This window comes from Agrobacterium sp. 22-226-1 (assembly GCF_053522345.1).
This window is the reverse complement of the sequence record NZ_JBNWCP010000002.1, coordinates 12,881-38,289: the sequence shown is the minus strand read 5'-3', so window position 1 is coordinate 38,289 and position 25,409 is coordinate 12,881. Positions and strand designations below refer to the sequence as shown.

Annotated in this window: 21 protein-coding genes and 1 pseudogene; 13 read left to right on the top strand and 9 right to left on the bottom strand. The window is 58.8% G+C overall.

Annotated elements, in window-relative coordinates; translation table 11 throughout:
* Window positions 1–7 precede the first annotated feature (7 nt).
* The 7 genes from ACQZ5K_RS03215 to ACQZ5K_RS03185 form a co-directional block, all read right to left on the bottom strand.
* The gene (locus ACQZ5K_RS03215) at window positions 8–823 is read right to left on the bottom strand and encodes an ABC transporter permease (protein ID WP_448739645.1); all 816 of its coding nucleotides are present in this window, start codon (window positions 821–823) and stop codon (window positions 8–10) included.
* Window positions 823–1,761 carry an ABC transporter permease gene (locus ACQZ5K_RS03210; RefSeq protein WP_448739644.1) on the bottom strand — a complete coding sequence of 313 codons (939 nt, stop codon included), beginning with the start codon at window positions 1,759–1,761 and terminating at the stop codon, window positions 823–825. The genes ACQZ5K_RS03215 and ACQZ5K_RS03210 overlap by 1 nt, the downstream gene beginning before the upstream one ends.
* A complete protein-coding gene (locus ACQZ5K_RS03205; protein ID WP_448739643.1) occupies window positions 1,758–2,834 on the bottom strand; it encodes an ABC transporter ATP-binding protein in 1,077 nt (358 codons plus the stop codon). The genes ACQZ5K_RS03210 and ACQZ5K_RS03205 overlap by 4 nt, the downstream gene beginning before the upstream one ends.
* 149 nt (window positions 2,835–2,983) lie before the next feature.
* Window positions 2,984–4,159 carry an ABC transporter substrate-binding protein gene (locus tag ACQZ5K_RS03200; protein ID WP_448739642.1) on the bottom strand — a complete coding sequence of 392 codons (1,176 nt, stop codon included), beginning with the start codon at window positions 4,157–4,159 and terminating at the stop codon, window positions 2,984–2,986.
* A 374-nt stretch (window positions 4,160–4,533) separates the two neighbouring features.
* Window positions 4,534–4,773, bottom strand: a complete 240-nt coding sequence (locus ACQZ5K_RS03195) for a hypothetical protein (protein WP_448739641.1) — start codon at window positions 4,771–4,773, stop codon at window positions 4,534–4,536.
* Window positions 4,774–4,899: 126 nt separating this feature from the next.
* The gene (locus ACQZ5K_RS03190; protein WP_448739640.1) at window positions 4,900–6,948 is read right to left on the bottom strand and encodes a TRAP transporter permease; all 2,049 of its coding nucleotides are present in this window, start codon (window positions 6,946–6,948) and stop codon (window positions 4,900–4,902) included.
* Between the two features lie 84 nt (window positions 6,949–7,032).
* On the bottom strand, window positions 7,033–8,016 hold the full coding sequence (locus ACQZ5K_RS03185; protein ID WP_448739639.1) for a TAXI family TRAP transporter solute-binding subunit: 984 nt from the start codon (window positions 8,014–8,016) through the stop codon (window positions 7,033–7,035).
* 58 nt (window positions 8,017–8,074) lie between these two features.
* On the opposite strand from ACQZ5K_RS03185, the gene ACQZ5K_RS03180 reads away from it, so the two are divergent.
* The 3 genes and pseudogenes from ACQZ5K_RS03180 to ACQZ5K_RS03170 all read left to right on the top strand — a co-directional run bounded on the left by ACQZ5K_RS03180 (window position 8,075) and on the right by ACQZ5K_RS03170 (window position 9,565).
* The gene (locus ACQZ5K_RS03180) at window positions 8,075–8,389 is read left to right on the top strand and encodes a hypothetical protein (RefSeq protein WP_448739638.1); all 315 of its coding nucleotides are present in this window, start codon (window positions 8,075–8,077) and stop codon (window positions 8,387–8,389) included.
* A pseudogene (locus tag ACQZ5K_RS03175) lies at window positions 8,344–8,634 on the top strand (ABC transporter permease); the annotation flags it as partial. The gene ACQZ5K_RS03180 and the pseudogene ACQZ5K_RS03175, both read left to right, overlap by 46 nt.
* 172 nt (window positions 8,635–8,806) lie before the next feature.
* Complete coding sequence (locus tag ACQZ5K_RS03170) at window positions 8,807–9,565, top strand: GntR family transcriptional regulator (protein ID WP_448739637.1); 759 nt, start codon at window positions 8,807–8,809, stop codon at window positions 9,563–9,565.
* On the opposite strand, the gene ACQZ5K_RS03165 is transcribed toward ACQZ5K_RS03170, so the two are convergent.
* The gene (locus ACQZ5K_RS03165) at window positions 9,559–10,506 is read right to left on the bottom strand and encodes a 2-hydroxyacid dehydrogenase (RefSeq protein WP_448739636.1); all 948 of its coding nucleotides are present in this window, start codon (window positions 10,504–10,506) and stop codon (window positions 9,559–9,561) included. The genes ACQZ5K_RS03170 and ACQZ5K_RS03165 overlap by 7 nt on opposite strands.
* A 258-nt stretch (window positions 10,507–10,764) precedes the next feature.
* Between ACQZ5K_RS03165 and ACQZ5K_RS03160 the strand changes: the two genes are divergently transcribed.
* The 10 genes from ACQZ5K_RS03160 to ACQZ5K_RS03115 all read left to right on the top strand — a co-directional run bounded on the left by ACQZ5K_RS03160 (window position 10,765) and on the right by ACQZ5K_RS03115 (window position 23,359).
* Window positions 10,765–12,312: an ABC transporter substrate-binding protein gene (locus ACQZ5K_RS03160; protein WP_448739635.1), complete on the top strand. Its 1,548-nt coding sequence runs from the start codon at window positions 10,765–10,767 to the stop codon at window positions 12,310–12,312.
* 73 nt (window positions 12,313–12,385) lie between these two features.
* The gene (locus tag ACQZ5K_RS03155) at window positions 12,386–13,357 is read left to right on the top strand and encodes an ABC transporter permease (RefSeq protein WP_448739634.1); all 972 of its coding nucleotides are present in this window, start codon (window positions 12,386–12,388) and stop codon (window positions 13,355–13,357) included.
* Window positions 13,354–14,193, top strand: coding sequence for an ABC transporter permease (locus tag ACQZ5K_RS03150; RefSeq protein ID WP_448739633.1), 840 nt, complete (start codon window positions 13,354–13,356; stop codon window positions 14,191–14,193). The genes ACQZ5K_RS03155 and ACQZ5K_RS03150 overlap by 4 nt, the downstream gene beginning before the upstream one ends.
* Window positions 14,194–14,195: 2 nt before the next feature.
* Window positions 14,196–15,896 (top strand): ABC transporter ATP-binding protein, encoded by a 1,701-nt coding sequence (locus ACQZ5K_RS03145; RefSeq protein WP_448739632.1) that lies wholly within the window; start codon window positions 14,196–14,198, stop codon window positions 15,894–15,896.
* A 52-nt stretch (window positions 15,897–15,948) separates the two neighbouring features.
* Window positions 15,949–17,301 carry an aspartate aminotransferase family protein gene (locus tag ACQZ5K_RS03140; protein WP_448739631.1) on the top strand — a complete coding sequence of 451 codons (1,353 nt, stop codon included), beginning with the start codon at window positions 15,949–15,951 and terminating at the stop codon, window positions 17,299–17,301.
* Window positions 17,302–17,321: 20 nt separating this feature from the next.
* On the top strand, window positions 17,322–18,749 hold the full coding sequence (locus ACQZ5K_RS03135; RefSeq protein WP_448739630.1) for an amidase: 1,428 nt from the start codon (window positions 17,322–17,324) through the stop codon (window positions 18,747–18,749).
* Window positions 18,750–18,820: 71 nt separating this feature from the next.
* Window positions 18,821–19,888 (top strand): phosphotransferase, encoded by a 1,068-nt coding sequence (locus ACQZ5K_RS03130; protein WP_448739629.1) that lies wholly within the window; start codon window positions 18,821–18,823, stop codon window positions 19,886–19,888.
* A gap of 19 nt (window positions 19,889–19,907) precedes the next feature.
* On the top strand, window positions 19,908–21,242 hold the full coding sequence (locus ACQZ5K_RS03125; protein ID WP_448739628.1) for an aspartate aminotransferase family protein: 1,335 nt from the start codon (window positions 19,908–19,910) through the stop codon (window positions 21,240–21,242).
* A gap of 40 nt (window positions 21,243–21,282) precedes the next feature.
* Window positions 21,283–22,521, top strand: a complete 1,239-nt coding sequence (locus tag ACQZ5K_RS03120; protein WP_448739627.1) for a hydantoinase/carbamoylase family amidase — start codon at window positions 21,283–21,285, stop codon at window positions 22,519–22,521.
* Window positions 22,522–22,642: 121 nt separating this feature from the next.
* Window positions 22,643–23,359: a GntR family transcriptional regulator gene (locus ACQZ5K_RS03115; protein ID WP_111792029.1), complete on the top strand. Its 717-nt coding sequence runs from the start codon at window positions 22,643–22,645 to the stop codon at window positions 23,357–23,359.
* Between the two features lie 527 nt (window positions 23,360–23,886).
* Here the strand turns inward: ACQZ5K_RS03115 and ACQZ5K_RS03110 are convergent.
* Window positions 23,887–25,386: an ABC transporter substrate-binding protein gene (locus tag ACQZ5K_RS03110; protein ID WP_448739626.1), complete on the bottom strand. Its 1,500-nt coding sequence runs from the start codon at window positions 25,384–25,386 to the stop codon at window positions 23,887–23,889.
* Between the last annotated feature and the right edge of the window lie 23 nt (window positions 25,387–25,409).

The following is a 25,409-nucleotide window of genomic DNA, read 5'->3' as shown; positions in this document are numbered from 1 at the left end:
AAAAACTCTACGATTGATTCTTGGACCTGCCGACCAGAAGCGGCAGCAGGACGAGTTCGAGGCCGATGAGGAGGAGGCAGGAAATGCCAAAGACGATCGTACCAATCGCATTCAAGGATGGATCGATGGCGGCGACGAGAACCGAATAGATCGCCACCGGCAGGGTCGGCTGGAAGCCGGAGACGAACCAGGCGATGATGAATTCGTCGAAGGAGAAGGTGAAGGCGAGCAGCCAGGCACCGAAAATGCCGGGCAGCGCAAAGGGCAGCACAACCTTGGTCACCGCCTGCCATTCGGTGGCGCCGAGATCCCAAGCCGCTTCTTCGAGAGAGGCCGGCATCTGCGCCAGCCGCAGCTGGATAATGGCAAGCGCCGGTGCTGTGATCAGCACGACATGGGTGAGGAAGACCGCAAACAGCGTGCCGGACAGGTGAATGCGGGCCAGAAGCCCGAGAAAACCGACGCCGAGGATGAGCGGTGGGATCAGGATCGGCAGCGTCACCAGTGCCAGAAAGGTCGTCTTGCCGCGGAAAGCGAAGCGGTTGAAGGCGTAGGCCGCGAAAAAGGCGATGACGGTCGCGATCGTTGCGGCTGCCGGCGAAACGATCATCGTGTTGCCGAGCGCATTGAGCAGCGTGCCGTCGGAAAAAAGCTTGTCATACCATTTCAGCGTAAACCCCTGTAGCGGGAAGCCCGGAAAGCGGTTCTTCTGGAAGGAGAAGAGGACTAGAACCACGAGCGGCAGGAACATGAAGGCATAGGCAATGCCGAGCCAGAGGCGCCCTAAAAATATCCAGGGATTGCTTTTGGATATTGCGGTCATCAGCTTGTCCTCCGCCGGGCTCGGTCGGCCGCCACGAAGCCGGCGGTGAGCGCCAGAACCATGACAACGATCAGGATCGTCGCCAGCGCCGAGGTGCGCGGCAGGTTGGTGGAACTCGAATAATCCGACATAATCATCGAGGCATAGGTCGGCAGCTTGCCGATGATCGACATGCCGGCGCCGCCGCCGAGCAGGTTTCCGGAAAGCGCGTCACCCAGCGAAACGATGACGGCGAAACTTGCTGCGGTCATGAGACCGAAGCGGGAAAGCGGTAGGATGACGCGTGTAAAAGCCTGCCAGCGCGTACAGCCCAGTTCCCGCGCCGCCTCGATCAGCACCTTGTCGATGGCGAGGATGCTGACATAGAGAATGACGATCAGGATCGGCGCCAGATAATGGATCAGGCCGATACGGGTGGCGATCTGGGTATAGATGACGTCGATCCGGTAGTCGGAAAGCCCGAACTGTTTCAGAACCGAATTGATGACGCCGTTGCGCGACAGGATCGTCTGCCAGGAATAGAGCCGCAGCACATAGCTCGACCAGAACGGGGCGATGGCAAACAGCAGCGCCAGCCGCTGCCAGCGCGCCGGCACGGCAAAGGCAATCGAGAGCGCCACCATGTAGGACAGGATGGTCGCGAAGAAGGCGGTGGTGATCGCCACCCAGAGCGACTGGATCAGCGCCAGCCCGTAACGTGATTTCGAGAAGAAGCTCGAAAAGATTTCGCTGTAATTACCGAGCGAAAAATCCGGAATGGTCTGGAAATTCTCGACGCGCCAGAAGCCGATCCAGAGCAGGAAGATCAGCGGCAGCAGGAAGAGGACCGTCAGCCAGATGGCGAGCGGCGCCAGGAACCAGATTTTTAGCGGGCTGTCGTTCGGCGTTTTCACGCGTTTTGCGGTCGGGGTTTCGCCCGTGGGTTCCATTGTCGTCATGCCGCCTCCCGGATGAGCGAGGCATTGGCCGGCGAGAACCAGGCGGTGATCTTCCGGTTTATCTCGACGGCAAGAACCTGCGGCACAGTCATCTTCACTTCGGTTCCGTCGACGAGATCGAGAAGATAGATGTTGTGAGAGCCGGCATATTCGCGGCCGCGCAGCGTTGCATCCAGCCGGTTTTCTCCGGCAATACCCGTCGGAGCCGGCGTCAGCTTGTCTGCCTGGACAACGACGGAGACGGAGGCGCCGATCGGCGGCGGATCGTCGGTCGAGACCACGACCTGACCATGGGCGCAATGGACGATGACATGGCCTTGCCCGACTTCCTGAATGCGGCCGGCAAAGAGATTGTTGGTGCCGACGAAACGGGCGACGAATTCCGTCTTGGGGCGGGCATACATTTCTTCCGGGACATCGATCTGCTCGATCCTGCCCTTGTTCATGACCACCACGCGGTCGGCCATGGAAAAGGCCTCGACCTGATTGTGGGTGACATAGATGAAGGCCATGCCGAGTTGCTTCTGGATACGGCGCAGCTCGCCCTGCATTCGAATTCTGAGATGTGCGTCGAGCGCGGAAAGCGGCTCGTCGAGCAGCAGGATTTCCGGCTCGGTCACGAGTGCACGGGCAAGCGCGACGCGCTGCTTTTGGCCACCGGACAGCTGGCTGATCTTGCGGCCCATAAGGTCGGAGAGGCCGACAAGCTCGGCCATCGCCTTCACCTTGCCGGCGACGACGGCCTTGTCATAAGGCTTCAACGTCAGGCCGAAGGCAATATTGCCGGCCACGTCGAGATGCGGAAAGAGCGCGTAATTCTGCCAGACAAGCCGGGTGGAGCGCAGGTTCACCGGCACATCGGAAACGTCCTTGCCACGGATATAGAGCTGGCCGGACGACGCATTTTCGAGGCCTGCGAGAATCCGCAGAAGGGTCGTCTTGCCACAGCCGGAAGGCCCCATGATCGCCACGAATTCACCCCGGCCGACCTTCAGATTGATGCTGTCGACGGCCGTGAAGGTGTCGAAGCTCTTGGTAATGGCGAGAAGTTCGAGATCGGGGGTGGTGGTCATGGAATGTCCCATTGAAGAGTGGAGCAGCGCCCCGGCATTCCGGGGCGCTTGTGATTAATTGGCTGGCGCGGTGCTTGGTGGCGTCATCCTCGGGCTTGTCCCGAGCATGACGACCTCAATTAAGCGCCGGGCGTTCAGAACCACCGACCTCAGGCCGTCTTGAACTCGTTGAACACGTCGATCCACGCCTGTTCCGGCTGGTTGCTTGGCAGACCGCGCGGCATGGAGCGGTCGATCAGCGTCTCGACCAGCATCTTGCCCGGATTGGCCGGATCCGGAACGTAGGACAGAAGCTTCTTCTGGTCGTCATCCCAGTAGTCGACGATCTTCATGTTCGGGCCGCGGGCCTTGAACGCCTTGGTATAAACGAGCTTCGATTGGACCTTGGGGGAGGTCATGTACTTGACCCATTCCATCGCCAGATCCTTGTTCTTCGAAGCCGAGCAGACGCAGGCAACTTCCTGCCAGCGGATGCCGCCCTGTTTCGGGATCGTGGAGGAGAAATTATCGTAGCCTGCAAGCTTCAGGTCGATGTCGAGGTCGCCGGTCGGCGAAGCGATGATGTCGCCGGCCAGCATCGCCTGGGCGATCGGTTGGTTGGACGAGCCGAACATGCCGATCTGCGGCCGCAGCTTGGTCAGGAACTCTTTGACCTGCTTCAGCTGGTCGTCGGTGATTGCGTAAGGCGTCTGGTTGCCCGGATTGATCGCCAGGCTGGCATTGCCGAGGTTCGGCAGGTACCAGTCGAACATGCCGATCTTGCCCGCATATTTCGGATCGAGCAGCGAATTCCAGTCGGCGGCCTGCTCGGCAGACATCTCTTCGGTATTGTAGGAAATGCCGTAGAAAGAGAAGCGGGTCGGGATGCCGTAAACCGTGCCGGCCGTTTCGCCCTTGGTCGGGGCAAAATCGCGGAATTTCGGGTGGTAGTTGGCGAGTTCCGCAAAACCTTCGGTCTTGTAGGCTTCGATCGCTTTGTTGGCCTTCAGCTTCTGAACATATTCGGCGTCAGAGATAATCGCATCAAATGTGCCGGGCGGCGTCTGGGCGAAGAACTGCAGCATCTGCTCGCCGCCGATATAGATCTTGAACTCGACCTTGGTCTTGTGGAGATCCTCGAACTCGGCGATCACGTCCCTCTCTTCATAGCCCGGCCAGCACAGAACGCGCAGCGGCTCGGCCGCCTGCGCCTGGCGCGAGAAGATGGTGAAATTCCCGAAAGTGGCGGCAGCCGTTCCCGACACAGCACTGCCAAGAAGCGTGCGGCGCGTGATCTGGCTGGATTCCGATGGCGTGGTCTTTGGCAACTGAGGCTTGGTGGTCATGACGTTCCCCTGATGGCAGTGTTTGCACCGTAAGAAACGCAGCAAAATTCGTGCCAGTCAGCTAGTTGTATGAATTATCGATTGTTTCTGCATGATGTAACTTATTCAACTTGCCGGAGGCAGATCAAAACCTGACCATTTGGTCAAAAAATCATCTGATAGACTCGCATGCATGGAGTCTTGCTTGAAGGTCATTGGTTTTGGACGGAATGAATGCGGGTGGTGTGAACTGATGGGGTTGTCTAATCGCAGCTGGGGCGTCAAGATTGAATTTGTCTGAAGATCGCTGCCGGGTGCATGGTTGTCTTCGCGGTCGACATCAGCCGCCGCATGATGAAGCTACGCAGCACGAGCCTTCAATGTGGACGACGCATTCAGCTGCGACAGCGATGCAACCCCATCAGTTCTCCTCCTCGGCCAGGAAGCCATTGCCGGACGCTTCGTAGATCATCGTATGAAAGGTGGGCATTCTCGGCATAATGGCGCTTGTAGTCCTGCGCCTGAAGCGCCGTTTCGCAGGCGGAGGCGGCTTTGCGCGTCAGCCTCTCAGGCACAACTACCTTGGACGTTATCCGCTCGAAGCCAAAAGTCCTCGTCTCGATAATGACCTTCATGATTGGGATTTCTATTCTCATTCAAAGTTTGACGCCAAAGAACGTGGTTGCGACAGGGCATTGTTGGGATCGTCACAGGCAAATTCTTCGATCGGGGGATCGCAGAGAAGCGATGACGCTCAACTCTCACATCTTTACCTGTCTGGCGGCGGTGAATTGCCGCCCCAATACAGGAGCGGCCAAAAGCAGTCCTATGAGCGACGACACGAGTTCGGGAACGACTAACAGGATCGCCGCCAAGATCAGCATTGTTCTCTCCCACCAGAAGGTTCTGACAAGCAGGAAACCGGAGAGGGCGGACCCGAGAAATGTAATGCCCAGCACGCAGCCAACGAAGGCAACGGTAAAATCGCTCCAGGAGAAGTTGGTTGTCACCAGCAGCAGCGACGGCGAGAACACGAAAACAAACGGGACGAGGACTTTTCCCAAGCCAAGGCGGAACGCTGTATTTCCGGTCTTGAATGGGTCGGCTCCCGCCATGCCGGCCGCCGCATAGGCGGCGAGCGCGACTGGAGGCGTGATGTCGGCAAGCACACCGTAATAGAAGACAAAGAAATGCGCGACGATAGGCTCCACGCCAAGCATGCCGAGCGTCGGGGCGGCGATGGTTGCCATAATAATGTAGTTGGCGGTCGTCGGAATACCGCAGCCCATCAGGATGCAGACGACGCCAGTCATAATCAGCGTGAACAACAGCGTCAGTGTCTGCGGTCCGAACCAGGCAGTCGGAACCATCGTACCGACCCAGCCGGCTATTTCTGCTGCAGTCGTGGTGACTATGTAGGAAATCTTGAAGCCGACGCCGGTCAGCGTCACGACCCCAACGATGATGCCAACGGTGGCTGCCGCTGCGCCAACAGCAAGCGCGTATTTGGCGCCGTCCCGCAGTCCCTCGAAGACTTCCGTCAACGACATGCGTCGGCGCGGATTGATGAGGCCGACCGCGATGCAGAGCGTTATTCCCCAGAATGCCGCCAGGTATGGGGTGAAACCCGAGAGCAGGATACCGATCAGCACGATGAGGGGGATGACGGTCGGCCAGTCGCGCTTGAAGGCCTCCTTGAGATCCGGCATTTCGTCATCGGTCATGCCGCGAAGACCGTCGCGCTTTGCTTCGAAGTGAACCTGAACCAAAACTCCGAAGAAGTGCATGAAAGCCGGAACGAGCGCTGCCAGGATGATCGTAGTGTAGGGGAGATTGAGGAATTCGATCATTAGAAATGCTGCCGCCCCCATGATCGGCGGCGTGATCTGGCCACCGGTGGACGACGCGGATTCGACGGCTGCGGCGAAGGTGCGCTTGTAGCCAAGCCGGATCATCGCCGGTATCGTGAGCGAGCCGACGGTGACCGTATTGGCAACGGACGAGCCGGAGATCATGCCGAACAATGCCGATCCGAAAATCGATATCTTGGCCGGACCACCAGCATACCGCCCCGCTACCCACGCGGCACAATCCAGGAACAACTGACCGAGCCCGATACGTGTGGCAAAAACCCCGAACAGTACAAAATGGAAAACATAGGTGGCGACGACGCCGAGTGCGATGCCATATATGCCTTGGCTGGTGAGATAGAGGTGATTGATCAACTGCGAGAAGCTCGCGCCGGGATGGACCAGGATGCCAGGCATCGATGGCCCGTACAGGGAATAGGCCATGAACAGGACGGCGATGATCGGTAGAGGCCAGCCGACCGAACGGCGGGTCGCCTCAAGAAGAACCAGTACCAGCAGGCCGCCCAGGACGACGTCTGTGTTCGTGGGATTTCCAACGCGGAAGGCAAGATCGTCGAGCGGGATGAACGGCACGTGCATCACGGCGACGACTGCACCGATTGCCAGCGCCCAATCGAAAAGCGATATGCCCAGAGGCCGAAGCACAGTGGAAGCCGCCACTTCGCCGTAACCACGACGTGAGACGGGGAAAACAAGGAAAATCAGACCGAGGACAAAGGACAGGTGGATGCCCCGATGCATGACCTCCGACAAAAGGCCAAAGCCCGCAGTGTAATAATGAAAGATCGACAACGCGATCAGCAGCGCTCCGACAAAGCGGGCAGCGAGTGGCGCCAGCCGCCGGAATCGGATTTCGGCATCGAACTGCTCTTCGAGCTCGCGCGCCCGTGCTTCATCCAGCTCCATAGGAGAGGCCTTGACGGCCGTATTGTCGCCCATGCGGAAATCCTTGCATTTGTATAAACGGTCGATGCGGCGACCGGCCTCAGCCTGTCACCGCATCGCAAATCGGGTCTCCCACGTTTACTTGAGAACGCCGGCTTCCTTATAGAATTTCTCCGCACCGGGATGGAGCGGGATACCAAGACTGGTCGTCGCGTTCATGAGTGTAATCATCTTGCCCTTGGCATGCCCGGCATCGAGTGCTGCGCGGGTGGCATCATTCCACATGACCTTAGTGATCTTGTAGACCAGATCGTCCGGCTGCTTGGCACTCGTTACCCATTGAGCTGCCACGGAAATCGTCGGTGTCTCCGCGACATCTTTGTAGGTGTCAGCCGGAACCGTATCCTTCGAAAAGAACGTGTAATCACTTATCAGCTTGTCGACCTCCGGACCGCTGATCGGCACCAGTGAGATGCCACTTGACGTCGCGAGTTCCGAGATTGCACCGGTCGGATAGCCACCGACAAAGAAATAGGCGTCCAATCCACCGTCCCGCAAGCGGTCGCCAGCGGGGCCAGGCTTGAGATATTCGGCTTTGATGTCGCTTTCCTTCAAACCGTAGGCCCCCAGAACAATCCGGGCGTCGACGATCGTGCCCGAACCGGGCTCGTCAACGGAAACCCGCTTGCCCTTAAGGTCCGCCACTGACTTGATCCCGGCATCTTTCCGGGCGACCAGATGAATTGTTTCTGGATAGAGGGTGGCAATCAGTCGAAGATCCTCGACCTTGCCTTTGCCTTCGTAGAGACCTGTGCCGCTATGTGCCCAAAAGGCGACATCCGACTGGGTGAAGCCGGACTCCATTGAGCCGCCCTGGATGGCGTTGATATTGGCAACCGATCCATTCGAGGCGACTGCAGTGGACACCAGTCCAGTGACACCCTTATCGCCGGCGCCCGAAATGGCATTGGCGATCAGCCCGCCAATGGGATAATACGTTCCAGCTGTGCCGCCCGTGCCAATCCGGAAAAAAACTGGTGCCTGGGCACCTGCCAAGCTGACGCCGAGAGCGAGGGCGCCAACGACCGCGCCGATCGACAGAAAACGTGTGCGGATGTTCATGGATGTTCCCTTTCTCCTGTTTTAACCAGCATGAGAAAGTGCCTGTCCGTTGTCAACCGTGAGTATCACCCGCAGGAAATGGAGCCAGCCGCAATACTGGACGGCGATTACTGACGCCCTTTCGCCAGCGACCGATCGCTATCTTCTCGCTGCCGTCGACCTGATGCGAAACGACGCTGGTGATATCGTGTCACAGTTGCCCGAGCAGACCATCAACGTGGCGATCTTCGGGCGGACATTCTGGATTTCCGCGACGGTCACTATCTTCTGCGTACTGCTCGGTCATCCCTATGCGCTGCTCGTCAAGATTGCACCGGCTGGAAAAAAGCAGGCGCTGCTGGCGCTTCGCCGCAAAGGGTGTTCGGCAAGGTGACCCTGTCGCTCGCCATGCCCGGCACCCTGACCGGCGCGGTTCTGGCATTTGCGACGTCGCTTGACGAAGTGGTGTTAACGCTGTTCGTGGCCGGGCCGAACCAGAGGACACTGGCGCGCCAGATGTTTTCCACCATCCGAGACAATATCAACCCGGCGATCGCGGCTGCAGCTTTACTGTTCATATTTGGGACTTTGTTGCTCGCTGCCGTGGTATTGACTATATGGCGGAATAAGGAGGCAGCCCCGATCGAGAGCCGCAGCCCTCCCCATGAATCTTCTGTTGTCCGTTCTCACCGGAGCGAAAACGCGCACTGTTCGTTTCGCCCGCAAGTCTGACGATATTTTTGCAGACTGTAGAGAATAGCTGCGATATACCGGTATAGCGCTGGCTGAAATCCATCATGGGGAGGCGGAGATGAACACACGTTTTAAGCAGTCCGACTTCATGTCCGGAAACGCTGTCGGCCAGCCCAAGGCGCTGATGGCCTATAACTATATCCGAAATGCAATCATCACGATGAAGATGCAGCCCGGTGCAACGATCAACGAGAAGGACACCTGTGCCGAGCTCGGCGTTTCGCGCACCCCGATGCGCGAGGCCGTGTTGCGGCTTGCGCAGGAAGGTTTGGTGAAGGTGGTGCCGAGCGGCGGCACTTTCGTCAACACTATCTCGTTGCGGGGCGTGATGGAAGGACATCTCATCCGTTCCAGTCTGGAACTACGGATGGTTCGGCTTGCTGCTCGGTCCTATGACGCAGTTTATGATCGCGATTTCGATCTGTTGATGTTTCTTCAGAGTGATGCGTCGAAACGGCAAGACCATGATCAGTCCTTTGCAGTGGACAATGACTTTCATCGGCTGATTTGCACGATTGCCGGTTTCCCCGATATCTGGCAGGCTGTTCACAGTGCCACGGGACAGCTTGACCGGGTAAGGCGTGTCGCTATCCCGCGCTCAGGCCATTTCGCCGAAGTCGAGCAAGAGCATCGGGCCATTTACGAAGCAATCAGGGCGGGTGTTGCTGATCGAGCGCATGATTTGCTGCGGCAGCATCTCAACGATATCGCGGCAGTCGTCGAGTATGTTTTTGCGGATCAGCCGGGCCTGATCGCACAGGAGCCCGGCTTCGATTTATCCACGCTGAACGTGATGATGGCTCCGGCGGTTCAATAGCCGTTGTCTCGACTACCGGTATTGAACGGTTGCTGTCCTGCCAGAACGCGAGTGGCATTCTCGAAAATCTGCGCGGCGACATCCTTCGGATGAGGCGTGGATGCGATATGCGGCGTGGCGAAGATTTTGGGATGGCGCCATAACAGGCTGTCCTCGGGCAAGGGTTCCTTGGCGAAGACATCGAGTACCGCGCCGCGCAGATGGCCGCTGTCAATTGCAGCCAGAAGATCGGCCTCTGCCATATGCTCGCCGCGCCCCATATTGATGATCGCAGCGCCTTTTGGCAGAAGTGCGAAAAGGCTGGCATTCAATATGCCGCGGGTGGCATCCGTCAGCGGAAGCAGGCAGATCAGGGCATCGCAGCCAGAAAGAAATTCCGGCAATTGCCCGTCGCCGCAATAGGTGCGGATATCCGCTTCTTCCTTCGGCGAACGCGCCCACGCGCGAACATCATAGTTCAGCGCGCACAGACTGCGTCCGACGGTTCGTCCGATTGCGCCGAAGCCCAATATGCCAACCGTAAAATCCTTTGCCGCTCTCTGTTCGGGACGCTGCCAAAGCCGCTGCGAGGCGTTTTGCAGGTGCAGATCCATCTCCCGATGAAACAGCAGGACGGACCAGATCGCATATTCCGCCATGCCAAGTGCATGCTGGCTGTCCACGACACGGCAGACAGGGACGTCGGGGAGGTTTGGGTCGGCGAATATGTTGTCCAGGCCTGCGGCGATGCTGTGAACCATTTTCAAGTTGCGCATGTTCGCCAGAATTCCGTGCGGCGGGTTCCATGCCACGGCAACATCTGCGGCTTCAAATCCGGCTTCAGGATAGATGCTCACCCGAGCGTCCAATCCGGCCGCCCCGAATGCGGTCTTCAGAAAGGCAAGATCGAGAGTGCTGCTGACCAGCGCGATATGAGGCGTTCTTGTATCCTCTTTGTTCATCAATTCCATCGTCATCCAGGCCTGATTTTCGCTGCTCGACTGCAGCTTTAAGCTATGGCGTAGCAGATTTTCTGCAAATGATTATTTTTTGAGCGGTAAATCCTTGAGTTTAAGTTTTATGCAAAAAATCGCCCTTGTTGCTTGACATGCGCCAAACTCCGGAGTCAAGATCATGTATCGATATATTGGTATATTGTTGCTCCGACGCGATCGCGAAGTGACGTCTGCACGCAAACGAAAATCCATAAGGGGAACTTCATGCGACGACTGATTTCTGCATCCATAGCCCTTGTCGTGACCACCACGGCGGCCCTTGCTCAGGCCGTGCCAGGCGGAAAACTGAACCTCATCGTGCAGCCCGAGCCGCCGAGCATCATGATCGGCACCACCACAAACGGTCCGGCTCTGCTTGTCGGCGGCAATATCTACGAGAGCCTGCTGCGCTATGACGAGAACCTCAAGCCAGAGCCGTCGCTTGCCAAATCCTGGACGGTGTCCGAGGACGGCCTGACCTATACGTTCACGCTACAGGACGGCGTGAAGTGGCATGACGGCAAGCCAATGACCTCGGCGGACGTGCTGTTCTCCGCCAACGACTACCTCATGAAGATGCAGCCGCGTCATCGCAACCTGATGACCCATGTGGAAAGCGTTACCGCGCCGGACGACAAGACCGTCGTGTTCAAACTGAAGGAACCCTTCGAGGCCTTTATCCGTGGTCTGGCCTTCTACACGATGCCGGTCCTGCCCAAGCATATCTATGAAGGCACCGATTACGCCAACAATCCGGCCAACGACAAGCCGATCGGCACTGGCCCGTTCAAGTTCGACGAGTGGAAGCGCGGCAGCTACATCCATCTCGTCAAGAACCCGGATTACTACGTCAAGGGCAAGCCCTATCTCGATGAACTATATTATCAGGTCATTCCGGATGGCGCATCGCGGTCCGTCGCTTTCGAGACCGGCAAGATCGACGTGTTGCCGGGTGGTTCGGTCGAGAATTTCGACATTCCGCGGCTGAAGGACCTGCCCAATACCTGCACGACGGAAAAGGGCTGGGAGTATTTCGCACCACTCTCCTGGCTGTGGCTCAACAACCGCAAGCCGCCGATGGATAACGTGAAGTTCCGCCAGGCGATCATGTATGCACTCGACCGTGAATTCGCCAAAGACGTTCTGTGGAACGGCTACGGCAAGGTCGCGACCGGCCCGCTGTCGTCAAAGCTTCCCTTCTACAAGGATGTCGAGCCGCAATATGTGCACGACCCGGACAAGGCCAAAACGCTTCTAAAGGAGGTCGGCTATGACGGAAAGCCGCTGAAGCTCCTGCCGCTTCCCTATGGAGAGACCTGGCAGCGCTGGGCGGAAGCCGTGAAGCAGAATCTCGAAGAGGTCGGTATTGCGATTGAAATCGAAGCGGCCGACGTTGCCGGATGGAACCAGCGCACGTCCAACTGGGACTACGACATCGCCTTCACCTATCTCTACCAGAATGGTGACCCGGCAATCGGCGTGGACCGGAACTACAAGACCTCTCAGATCGCCAAGGGCAACCCTTTCAACAATGTCGAGGGCTATTCCAATCCCGAACTCGACAAGCTGTTCGACCAGGCTGCCGTCGCTTATCCGGCGTCCAAGCGTCAAGAGCTTTACGATCAGGCGCAGAAGAAGCTTCAGGAAGACGTCCCGGTTGCCTGGCTGCTCGAACTCGGTTTCCCGACGATCTACAACTGCAAGGTTCAGGATATCGTGACGACCGCCTCCGGCCTGCCCGAATCCATGCGCGACGTCTGGATCAAAAAGTAAGTTGATATCAGGCGGAGACCTGTCTCCGCCTGGCTCATTCCTGACCTGAAAAAATCCAGTCGGAGCGATGTTCATGCTGAGATTCATCTCGGGCCGATTGCTCAAGGCAATCGTGATCCTGATCTGTATCACCGTGCTCAATTTCTTCCTCATCCATGCCGCACCGGGCGATCCGGCATCCGTCATGGCCGGCGAAGCGGGCGATGCCGATCCCGCCTTCCTGCAACAGCTTAGAGAGCGCTTCGGCCTTGACCAACCGCTTTATGTGCAGCTCTGGATTTATGTTTCCTCAGTGGTCCGGCTCGATCTCGGTTACTCCTACCGTCAACAACTGCCGGTATTGCAGCTTATCGGTGAGCGCCTGCCGGCGACGCTCCTCCTGTCTCTCTCCGCTTTCATCATCTCGCTCGGCCTTGGTGTTGCTGCCGGCGCCTTTGCTTCCGCGCGGCAGGGCAAGTGGGCCGACACGATCATCTCGCTGGTCGCGCTGATTTTCTATGCGACGCCGCTGTTCTGGCTGGCGTTGATGGGCGTGCTGCTGTTTTCCGTCCAACTCGGCTGGCTGCCCGGCTTCGGTTACGAAACCGTCGGCGCCAACTACACCGGCTTCGGTCGCACCCTTGACATCTTGTTGCACCTGATCCTGCCGGCGATGACACTCGGCCTGTTCTTCATGGCTGTCTATGCCCGCATGACCCGCGCCTCTATGCTGGAAGTTGGCAGGCTCGATTTCGTCAAGACGGCCAAGGCCAAAGGTTTGCGTCCCGGCGTCATCCAGCGCCGCCACGTGCTGCGCAATGCGCTTCTGCCGGTCGTGACCCTTGCCGGATTGCAGGCGGGGCAGTTGGTGGGCGGCGCGGTCCTGATCGAGACCGTGTTCGCATGGCCGGGCATCGGCCGGCTGATGTTCGATGCGCTTTCTCAGCGCGATTACAACCTGCTCCTCGGTGTCTTCGTCATTTCTTCTGCGATGGTCCTGCTCTTCAACCTCATCACCGACGTGCTTTACCGCCTCGTCGATCCGCGCATCAAGGTGGCGTCATGAAGGATTTCTGGAAACGCTTTTCGCAGAACCGCGGGGCCGTCATCGGTCTGGTCATCCTGCTTCTGGTCATCATCCTTTCGATCGTCGCTCCGTTCATCTACACCAAATCACCCTGGTCGATGGTCCAGCGGCCATTCATTCCGCCTTTCAGCATGGATGCCTTCGTGCTCGGAACCGATCCGATGGGGCGCGATCTCGCCGCCGGTCTTGCGCACGGTGCGCGGGTCTCCCTGCTGGTCGGTCTCGTCTCGACCGTTGTCTCTCTGCTGATCGGTATCCCGATCGGCGCAATCGCCGGTTACTTCGGCGGTTGGGTCGATGATCTGCTGATGCGGTTCACCGAGTTCTTCCAGAGCGTCCCGAGCTTCGCTCTGGCCGTGGTGCTGGTGGCGATTTTTCAGCCGAGTATCTATTCCATCGTTATCTCAATCGCCGTGGTCTCCTGGCCGCCGGTGGCCCGGCTTCTGCGCGGTGAGGTGATGGCGCTCAGGTCGCGGGAATTTGTCGAAGCCGCCGTTCTTTCAGGTCAGACGCATTCGACCATCATCTGGCGGCAGATCCTGCCGAACACGCTTTCGCCGATCATCGTGCTGGCCTCGATGATGGTCGCGGCGGCGATCCTGATCGAAAGCTCGCTCTCCTTCCTGGGGCTGGGCGACCGCAACATCATGTCCTGGGGTTACATCATCGGTGCCGGTCGCACCGTCATCCGGCAAGCCTGGTGGGTCAGCTTCTTTCCCGGCCTTGCAATCCTTCTGACGGTGCTGGCGCTCAACCTCGTTGGCGAAGGGCTGAACGACGCCCTCAACCCGCGCCTTGCGCGCAAAGGGAAGTAACCATGGCGGATATCATCGATACCAATGCCGTGACATCTGAGGACGTCGCCGCCGTTATACACCCGGGTGCTCTGGAGAAAGACGGGCGGGGCGAACCGGTCGTGCATATCGACAGGCTGAGCATCGCTCTGCCTGTTGGCGCAGATCGGCCCTATGCGGTCGATCGTGTCAGCTTCAAGCTCTTTCCCGGAGAGATGCTTTGCGTGGTCGGAGAAAGCGGATCGGGCAAATCCATGTCGGCCAATGCACTGATGGGCCTGCTGCCGGAAACGGTACACGTGGCACAGGGCCGTATTCTGCTTGGCGCCACCGATCTCATCACCATGCCGGCGGATGCGCTCTATGCCATTCGTGGTCGTCGGGTGGCGATGATTTTTCAGGAGCCGATGTCGGCGCTTAATCCCCTGATGAAGGTTTCGGCGCAGATCGAGGAAGTCTTCGAGGCGCATGGCTTGCTGACACCGAAGAAGCGAAAGGAAAAGGCGCTGTCGCTTCTGGGCGAAGTCGGTTTGCCCGATCCCCGGAGGGCCGCAGACAGCTACCCTTTCCAGCTTTCGGGTGGCCAGCGCCAGCGCGTCATGATTGCTATGGCGCTGGCGCTCGAGCCCGAGGTACTGATTGCCGACGAGCCGACAACGGCGCTCGACGTCACGACACAGGCACAGATCCTGAAACTCATCGCCAGGCTCCAGAAGGAGCGCAACATGGCGGTGATGTTCATCACCCATGATTTCGGTGTCGTGGCCGAGATCGCCGACTATGTGACGGTGATGCAGCTCGGCCGGATCGTCGAGCAGGGCACGGCGGACGAGGTGCTGTTCTCGCCGCAGCATCCCTATACGAGGAAGCTGATCGCCGCGATCCCGCGTCCGGGTGAAGGGATGGCGCGTGTCGAAACCCGCGAGCCGTTGCTCGCCGTCGAAAATCTTTCGAAAACCTATCGCATGGGCGGCGGGCTGTTCTCTAAGGTACGCGAGGTGCATGCGGCAAAGGATGTCACCTTCACGCTTGGCCGCGGCGAGACGCTCGGCATTGTAGGGGAAAGCGGGTCTGGCAAGTCCTCGGTGGGGCGCTGCCTCGTGCGGCTGCAGGACCCTGATGGTGGACGCATTTTGCTCGGCGGACAGGACATGGCGCATCTCAGAGGCGAAGAACTCCGCGCCATGCGCCGGCGCATGCAGATGATCTTCCAGGACCCGTTTTCATCGCTCAATCCGCGCGAAAAGGTTGGGCGCATCATCGCCTCGGGGCCGATCGCCTATGGCGAAGATGAAAAGCGGGCTTTGGCACGCGCCGCCGAGTTAATGGAGATGGTCGGTCTCGATCCCAAGGCGACCAACCGTTTTCCGCATGAGTTTTCCGGCGGTCAGCGGCAGCGTATCGGCATTGCCCGGGCGCTGGCGCTGGAGCCCGAGATCATCATCGCCGACGAGGCGGTGTCGGCGCTCGACGTATCGATTCAGGCGCAGGTTCTGGAATTGCTGGGCCGGCTCAAGAAAGACCTCAACCTTTCCCTCGTCTTCATCACCCATGATTTGCGCGTCGCGGCAAAAATCTGCGACCGTGTCATGGTGATGCAGAAGGGCGAGGTTGTCGAACTCGGAACGGGGAGCGAAATCTTCGATATGCCACAGCACCCCTATACGAAAAGCCTGATCGAGGCCATTCCCGGTCGGGCAAAGGAAGCGCTGATGACGGCATAGACCCGTCACCATCAACCGATTTGGGCAACATGGCCCGCTTATGGAGCAGTACATGACGATTATGCCGAATTCCGTCGAAGCCCGCGACATGGCTTATCACATGCATCCCATGGTCAATCTCAGGAAATACGAAAAATCCGGCGGCCTCGTCATCGAGAGCGGCGACGGCATCTACGTCACAGACAATACCGGCAAGCGGTATATAGAGGGTCTTGCCGGCCTGTGGTCGGTTGCGCTCGGCTTCGGTGAAAAGCGGCTGGCGGAAGTCGCCAAGGCGCAGATGGAAAAACTGCCCTATTACCATACCTTCTCCTACAAGACGCATGGGCCGTCAGTTGATCTGGCCGAGATGCTGATCAAGCTCGCTCCCGTGCCGATGTCCAAGGTTCATTTTACCTCCTCCGGATCAGAGGCCAATGATCTTGCCTGCAAGATGGTCTGGTACCGCTCCAATGCGCTCGGCAAAAACGACAAGAAGAAGATCATCGGCCGGATCAAGGGCTACCATGGCGTGACAATCGCTGCCGGCTCGATTACCGGCCTGCCGCGTAACCATGAAAGCTTCGACCTGCCGCTTGACCGGATGGTTCACACGTCCTGCCCTTCCTATGTGCATTTCGGCCTTGAAGGCGAAAACGAAGCCGATTTCACCAAGCGGATGCTCAAGGACCTGGAAGACCTGATCCTGAAGGAGGGCCCGGAAACGATCGCGGCCTTCTGGGGAGAGCCAGTGATGGGCGCTGGCGGCGTATTGGTGCCGCCGGATGGCTACTGGGCCGGTGTTCAGGACATCCTGAAGAAATACGACATCCTTCTTGTTGCCGATGAAGTCATCTGCGGCTTCGGCCGCACAGGCAAGATGTTCGCCTGCGAGACGCTCGGCATCAAGCCGGACGTGCTTGTCGTGTCGAAGCAGATCTCCTCGTCCTACATGCCTCTTTCGGCGATCATCATGAATGATCACTTCTATCAGCCGATCGCCGATGAATCCGACCGTATCGGCGTCTTCGGTCACGGATACACCGCCTCCGGTCACCCGGTTGCGACCGCCGTCGGTCTTGAAAACCTGAAGATCATTCAGGAACGCGACCTGGTCGGCAATGTTGCGCGGCTGGAAGAAAAGTTCCTCGCCGGGCTCGCAGAACTCGCCAAACACCCGCTGGCGCATTCCTCGCGCGGTATCGGCCTGCTCGGCGCGCTGGAGATTAAGCCATGGGCGGATGCCAATGCCGGGGATGCTGCCGCAGCGGTTGCCGCCGCATGCCAGGATGAAGGACTGATCATCCGCAATATCGGCGAAGCCATCTGCTTCTGCCCACCGCTGATCATTACTTCCGAGCAGATCGATGACATGTTCGGCGCCGTTCATCGTGCGCTGGACAAGGTTCAGGCGGCACACGCCTAAAAGCATCAAGGATAAAGATCATGAACGTGATGAAACAGACCGATCTTGGCGAGATGACCGCGGCGCAGCTTTCCGAACTCTTCGCCACCGGCAAGGCGTCGCCGGTCGAAGCCGCCAAGGCCTCGCTCGCGCGGATCGAGAAATTCAACCCGAGCGTCAACGCCTTTGCCTATGTCGTGCCGGAACTGGCGCTCGCGGAAGCCAAGGCATCCGAAGCGCGCTGGAAGAAAGGCGGACCGCTTTCGCCTATCGACGGTGCGCCAACCACGATCAAGGAGCTGACCCCGGTCAAGGGTATTCCCTGGCGGCGCGGGTCGGCGCTCGGTTCCAGGACGCCTGCCGAGAAGGAATTTCTCATCATGGAGCGCCTGCGCGGTGCAGGCGTGACTATTCTCGGTACGACGACGTCGCCGGAATTCGGCTGGAAGGGTGTCACCCACGGCCCCGCCTTCGGCAATACGCTCAATCCCTGGCGCACCGATTGTGCGTCTGGCGGCTCGTCTGGCGGCGCAGCTGTCGCAGCGGCGCTCAATATGGGCGTGCTGCATGAGGGGTCCGACGGTGCCGGTTCCATCCGCATCCCGGCTTCATTTTGCGGCGCGTTCGGTATCAAGCCGACCTATGGCTGGATCCCGTCCGATACGCCGACGGCGCTGTTCGAGCTTGCCCATCGTGGCCCGCTGACACGGACCGTAGAGGATGCGGCGCTGTTCATGAACGCGACAACCGGGCCGACGCCAAAGGCGATGTATGGCTATTGCCCCACGCCGGTGCCGAACTGGCACGAAGGGATGAAGGCTACGAGCGTCAAGGGCGTGAAGATCGGTTACAGTCGCAATCTCGGCTACGCCGAGGTTCAGCCAGACGTTGCCGCCGCCGTCGAGCGCGCCGCAGGCCGGCTGGCGGATATGGGTGCGATCGTGGAGGAGGTCGATCCCGGCTTTTCCAATCCGCAGGATGCTCTTCTCACACTCTGGTATGCCGCCGAAGCCCGCACGGTCGAAATGGCCAATCCGACGCAAATGCAGAAGACGCTTATGGATCCGGGCCTGATCCGCATTTACGAAAAGGGGAAAACCTATTCTGCCATCGACTATGTGATGGCCGAACAGGTCAGGGCCGATCTCAAGGTTGCCATGGCGCTGTTTCATGAAAACTATGACGCGCTGATGCTGCCGACAATGCCGACGACGGCAATCGAGGCTGGCGTGGATTTTCCGGGTGGGATCGAAGGCAAGGACTGGTCCGACTGGTCGCCCTTCACATATCCGTTCAATATGACCGGCCAACCTGCCGTATCGGTGCCCTGCGGCCTCGATACAGGCGGATTGCCGATCGGTTTGCAGTTTGTCGGCCCGCGTTATCGCGACGACATCGTGCTGGCGCTGGCTGCGGCCTATCAGGCCGCCTATCCGGAAGAGATGATCAACGCACCGCGTGTGGTCTGACATAAGACAACGGCACGGAGGAATGTTTTGCTTCGGTGCCACTCGCACAATCGCAGTATCGGGATAAAAATATGGCCTCAACGGCAGACCAGGGGGCGGCAAGCGTGCTGGGCGCTGAGCTGAAGACGTGCGCGACCGCCGTGCTTGCGGATCAGGCCGAGCGCATTGCATTGGAAAAATACGGGCTTGACGGCAAGGCCGAATGGCTGTGGGGGGAGAAGGACAGCAATTACAGGCTGACACTTGCCGATGGTACGGAATATCTCCTCAAAATTCTCAATCCGGCCGAGAATCCGGCCATGACCAGTATGCACAGCCAGGCGCTTCTGCATGTGGAGGCCGCCGATCCCGGCATTCCGATCCAGCGGATCATTCGCACTCTGGATGGCGAGGCGGATTTCCGCACAACAGACGCCGAGGGCGGCACTCGTGGGGTGCGCATGGTCACCTTCGTTCCCGGAGTATCGCAGAAATCGCAACCACATTCGGCAATCCAGCGCCATCGTGTCGGCGCCTTGCTCGGTCGAATGCAGAAGGCGCTGCAAGGATTTACGCACGAGGCCGCAAATCATCGGATCACGTGGGACATGTCGCACGCAGCGGGGCTTCGCGAATTGCTGTCCATCTTCGACGACGAGGCGCACCGGGCGCGACTGGAACGGGCTATGACCGGTTTCGAAAGTCTTATCCTGCCGCGCATCGGTGAACTGCCAGCGCAGGTTATCCATAATGATTTCAACATGGAGAATATTCTCGTCAGCGAGAAGGAACCAGATGAGATCAGCGGCATCATCGATTTCGGTGACATGGTGCATGCACCTGTGCTGTTCGATGTCGCGGTGGGTGCCTGTTACCAAATGGGCGAGGCCGAGGATCCGGTCGAGGCGATGTGCGATTTTCTCAAGGGTTATGCGACGGAGAAGTCGCTTTCGGTTCATGAACTCGAACTGCTTTATCCGGCTGTTGAGACACGTATGCTGATGCGGCTTGCAATACAGGAATGGCAGGCAAGGCTGTTTCCCGAGTACAGGGAGCGATATACCCGCAACAGTCCCACCGTCTGGGCGCAGTTTGCCCGGCTTGATGCAATTTCGAAGAATGACGCCATGGCGCGTCTGGCGGCGGCCTGCCGCGCTTGATCGCCGAGGAGGAACAGGTATGAGCAAGCCAGCAACAACGATGATCAACGGCTTCGATGCGTCACGTCTAGGCAGTCTGCCCGAGCGGGAGCGCTCGATGATCGAACGCCGCCAGGCGATGCTCGGCCCTTCCTATAGACTGTTTTACGAAAACCCGCTGCATCTTGTCCGGGGCGAAGGTGTCTGGCTATACGACCCGAACGGCAATGCCTATCTTGATACCTATAACAACGTGCCCTCGGTGGGACATTGCCACCCGCGTGTTGTCGGGGCGATTGCTGAACAGGCCGCGGTGCTGAACACGCATACGCGATATCTCGACGAGAAGATCCTCGACTATTCCGAGAAACTGCTGGCATCGTTTCCGCAAGAATTGAACCGGGTGATGTATTGCTGCACGGGTAGCGAGGCCGTTGATCTCGCGATGCGGCTTGCCTCCTATTATACCGGCGGTACCGGGATAATCATCACCGAGAACGCCTATCACGGCACGACGGCTGCCGCCGCCGCCATCTCGCCGGCGCTCGGGCCCAACATGCCGCTCGGAACCCATGTCATCACCGTGCCTGCACCGGATGGCTACCACGCCGATGGCAAGGACGTCGGCGAGACGTTTGCAGAAGACGTTTCCAGGGCGATCGCCTTCATGCAACGCCACGGCATCAAGCCGGCCGCCTTCATCGCCGACAGCATCTTTTCGACCGACGGAATCTTTGCGGAGCCGGCAGGTTTTCTCAAGAAGACGCTGGAAGTCGTGCACGCGGCTGGCGCGCTCTACATTGCCGACGAAGTGCAGCCGGGCTTTGGCCGCACGGGCTCGCATATGTGGGGCTTCATGCGCCATGGCATCGTTCCCGACATCGCCGTGATGGGCAAGCCGATGGGGAACGGCCTGCCGATCGCCGCAGCCGTGATGAAGGGGGAGGTGCAGGAGCGCTTTGGTCGGGATATCCGCTATTTCAACACGTTTGGCGCCAACCACGTCTCGATTGCCGCTGCCAATGCAGTGCTCGACATCATTCGTGACGAGGACCTGATGGGCAACGCGCTTTCGACCGGCAATTACATACTGGAGGGCATGCGCAAGCTCCAGCAGACATTCGATTGCATCGGCGATGTACGCGGCGCAGGCCTCTTTCTCGGCTTGGAATTCGTCAAGGACCGTGAGAGCCGCGCCCCGGACGGCGCCCGCTCCCTTGCGGTGGTCAATCGCATGCGTGAGCGCCGTGTCCTTATCAGCGCGGCCGGCATTCATGGTAATACGTTGAAGATCCGTCCGCCGCTGCCCTTCGGCCGCGAACACGCCGATATCTTCCTCAATACGCTCGAAGATGTGCTGCTGGAAACCAACTGATCCTGCTGTGACTTCCTCTCCGACCATCGAAGGATCGACCATGACGACGTCAGCTTTAATCGATAACGAACGCCTTTGGGCCGACATCATGACAATGGGTGCAATCGGCGGGACAGAGGGGGGCGGCAGTTTTCGTCCGGCGATGTCCGATGCTGATCGCGAGGGGCGCAACCTGTTCCGCCATTGGGCGCTGGAAGCGGGGATGGTGGTTTCGATCGATGCGGTCGGCAACATGTTTGCGCGACGGGAAGGCGCTGATCCATCCCTGCCGCCGCTGATGATCGGCAGCCATCTCGACACGCAGATGCCGGGCGGCAAGTTCGATGGCGTTCTCGGCGTGCTTGCTGGCGTTGCGGTGGTACGCGCATTGAATGCCGCGGGCATTACCACAAGGCGGTCAATCGAGATCGCCAACTTCACGAATGAGGAAGGGGCGCGGTTCCAGCCTGGTGTCATGGGGTCCGGCGTCTTTGCCGGGCTCCTGCCACTCGATGAAGCCTTGTCGCGCAAGGATGAGGCCGGGGCGATGCTCGGGGATGAGCTTGCCCGCATCGGTTATGCCGGGTCACATCCGGTCGGCGATCGCCCGGTGTACAAATATCTGGAACTGCATATCGAGCAGGGACCGGAAATGGAAAAGGCCGGCGCGATGATCGCCGCCGTTTCCAATAGCTCGTGGGGCTGCAGCGGGTTCATCGATATCAATGGCGAAAACGGCCATTCGCAGACAGCGGCGATGTCGAGGCGGCGCAATGCGCTGGTCGGCGCGGCCAAACTCATTCTCGAGATCGAGGCGATCGGTGCGGAGAACGAGCCGGATGGCATGGTCAGCGCCACCGTGATCCGCAACTGGCCGAACAACCGTGTCAACATTCCGCACCTGACCAAGCTATCCTATGTTGCCGTTCACGTGACGGAGGCGGGCCGGGCGGCGATCATCGGTCGGATCGAGGCTGCCGCAAAACGCATTGCGGATGAGACCGGGCTTACGATCGAGGCCACCACCTCTCATTATCGCCAAAGGCTCGATCTGTCGCCGGAGCTTTCCTGTGACGTTCTCGAAGCGGCTGAGCGCCTCGGCTATCCATCCATGATGCTCCCGACGCTCACGTCCCATGATGCTTTGTCGATGACGCATGTCTGCCCCGCCGCGGTCATCTTTGTACCCTGCAAGAATGGGGTGTCCCATAGCGAGAAAGAATGGTGCGAGCCGGATCAGGTTGGCGCAGGTGCCAGGGTTCTACTCGAAATGACGCTCAAGCTCGCCAATGAAATCTGAAGCGCGTAAACCGATATGGTCTTCTGGTGCGGATATCGGACGATATGTTAGGGTGCCGCACTATATAGAACTGTAAGCGAGGCATTGAGTGAATTCGCACGCGAAACTGGGACTGGGTGACATGGATGCCGGGGAGGGCACCGGCCTGCCGAAAGCATTGTGGGCCTATAATGTCATTCGCGATGCGATCATCACCATGAAGCTTGCGCCCGGAGAGACGCTGAACGAAAAAGAGACCTGCGCCGAGCTTGGTATTTCCCGCACGCCGATGCGCGAGGCGGTCTTGCGGCTCGCGCAGGAAGGTCTCGTCAATATTGTTCCAAGCGGGGGCACCTTCGTCAACAAGATCGTCATGCGGAAGGTGATTGAAGGGCATCTGGTGCGCTCAAGCCTCGAGATGCGTTTGGTCAGACTCGCAGCGCGCAATTTCGATCCTGTCTATGAGCGCGATCTTGACCTTTTGATTTTTCGCCAACAGGACGCCGCCAAGCGGCGCGATATCAACGAAGCGTTCAAGGTCGACAACGAATTTCACCGGTTCTTGTGCAAGATTGCCGGTTTCCCGAATGTCTGGCAGACAATTCACAATGCGACGGGCCAGCTCGATCGTGTCCGCCGCCGGGCCTTTCCCAAGCTGGGCTATTTCGAGGAAGTGATTGACGAGCACGCGGCATTGTACGCGGCGATCAAGGCACGCGATGAGGATGAAGCAGTGAGATTGCTCAAGGGGCATCTGGGCGGCATCTCAGCGGTGGTTGAGTATCTGGTCGAGGCAGATGCAGACGACATTAGCGGGCAGGATGATATGGCGCTTTTAAAAAGTCTTGCAGATCTTTGAATTCATAGGTCTTTTGTCTTCCGTTGATACCCTTTTCGACATAGCGGTAGTAAAGGTCTGTCAGCGAGCGCCTGGACAGAAGTTGTGTTGATGCGCAGAAGTGACCGGGTGACATAATATATGTGTACTGTCGCATGCAAAGAGCACACTGCGATCGTAAAACTCTCGATATGAGGTACTGGTCTGGCGTTGAGCACCGTCCAGGTGGGAAAGTTTGCCCCGGCCGCTCGCGAATGCAATAGCCGCAAACCACAATCCAGTGCGCCGGGGCACTCTCACCAGCGCTAAATCGCCGGCGCAAAACGCAAATTCGGGATTCCGCGGGTTTAGTGGGGGCCATACGCACTGATGATGCCGTGTCCGTTAGCAGGCCAACTCCCCTGATAGCGGACCGTTCCTTAGCCGTACCTGGCCAACGTGAACGACAGGAGAGACGACATCCTCGAATTCGGGTATCGCAATTCGCATAGATGGAAATTGTCGTCCGCGGAGACGCAAGCGCTCCGCGGCCGATCCGTTGATGTGGCTCAGTTCTTCACGGTGTCTTCGAGGAAGAAGCGACCGAGCGGGTTCTGGTAGAAGTTGGTGACGTTCTTGCGCATCACGTTGATGTAGGGGCTGTAATAAAGGTCGATCCAGTTGACGTCGGCCTTGGCCATCTTCTGCAGGTCCACATACCTGGCTTCGCGCTGGGCCGGGTCCGTCTCGAGACGCGCGGCGGCGACCACATCCTTCACCTTGTCGTTCCTGTACCGCGTCATGTAGTTCATGTTCGTGTCGTGGCCGAGTACGAAGGTCGTCTTCTGGTCGGGGTCGAGAATGTCGTTCGTCCAGTACATGACCGAGATGTCGTAATCGCCGGCGATCAGCATGTCCCAGCTCTGGCTGGGGTCGACCTTCTGCAGATTGGCAGTCACGCCTGCCTTGGCGAGCTGCTGCTGAAGGAGGACTGCGATTTGCTCGTCAGTCTCCTTGCCAGCGTTGACGAGATAGTTCAGCGTCAGGCCATCGGCGCCTGCCGCTTTCAGCATCTGCTTGGCTTTTTCCGGATCGTAGGGGCGCTGGAGATTGTCGGCATAGTGATAAAGCGCGCCCTTGGGAATATAGGAGTTGGCGACTTCGCCGAGACCGAAAGTGGCGGCTTCAACAATCGCCTTCTTGTCGATGGCGAGATCAAGCGCCTCGCGGACCTCCTTCTTGGCAAGTGCGCCGTGCTCGTGGTTGATCAGCAGATGATCCTCGCGCGTCGAAGGATCCATGCGCACGGTCAGGTCCGGGTTCTTCTTCATCTCGGCGACGCGGGAGAAGGGAACGGTGATCGCCACGTCGATCTGACCGGTCTGGACATTCAGCATGCGGGTATTGTCGTCCGGAATAACGATCCATTCGACGCCTTCGAGGCTGACATGGCCGGCATCCCAGTAGTTCGGGTTCTTCTTCAGGATAATGCGGTCGCCGCGCTTCCAGTCTTCGACCATGAAGGCGCCGGAGCCGACCGGCTTTTCGGCAAAGGTGTCGGGATTGGCCTCGACGATCTTCTTCGGCAGGACGGAAGCGTTGGGCAGCGCCATCATCGTGATGAAAGGGACTGACTTGCTCTTCAGCTTGACGACCAGTGTCTTGTCGTCGTCAGCCGTTGCCGTGTCGATAATCCTGAAGCTGTCGGCCCAGAGCGAGCTCTTGTCATCGCGGATGCGGGTGAGCGAGAAGGCGGCGTCGCCGGCCGTCACCGGACTGCCGTCAGAGAATTTCGCATCGCGCAGCTTGAACGTATAGGTCAGGCCATCGTCGGAAACGGCCCAGCTTTCGGCAAGGCCGGGCAGGAGCTTGGTGCCCGTGGCATCGACGCGCACGAGCACGTCAAAGACGTTGGAGAAGACCCAGTTGTCGACATTCTGCGCCGACTTGATCGGATCGAAGGTGGTGGAGTCCTCGTTGCGGCCAATGGTCAGCACGCCCGCGGCATCCACATAGGAGGTCGAAAGGGAGAGGATGGCCGCGAAGGCGGCGATTTTAGCTTTCGTCATCTTGAACTGCATGGGATCGATCC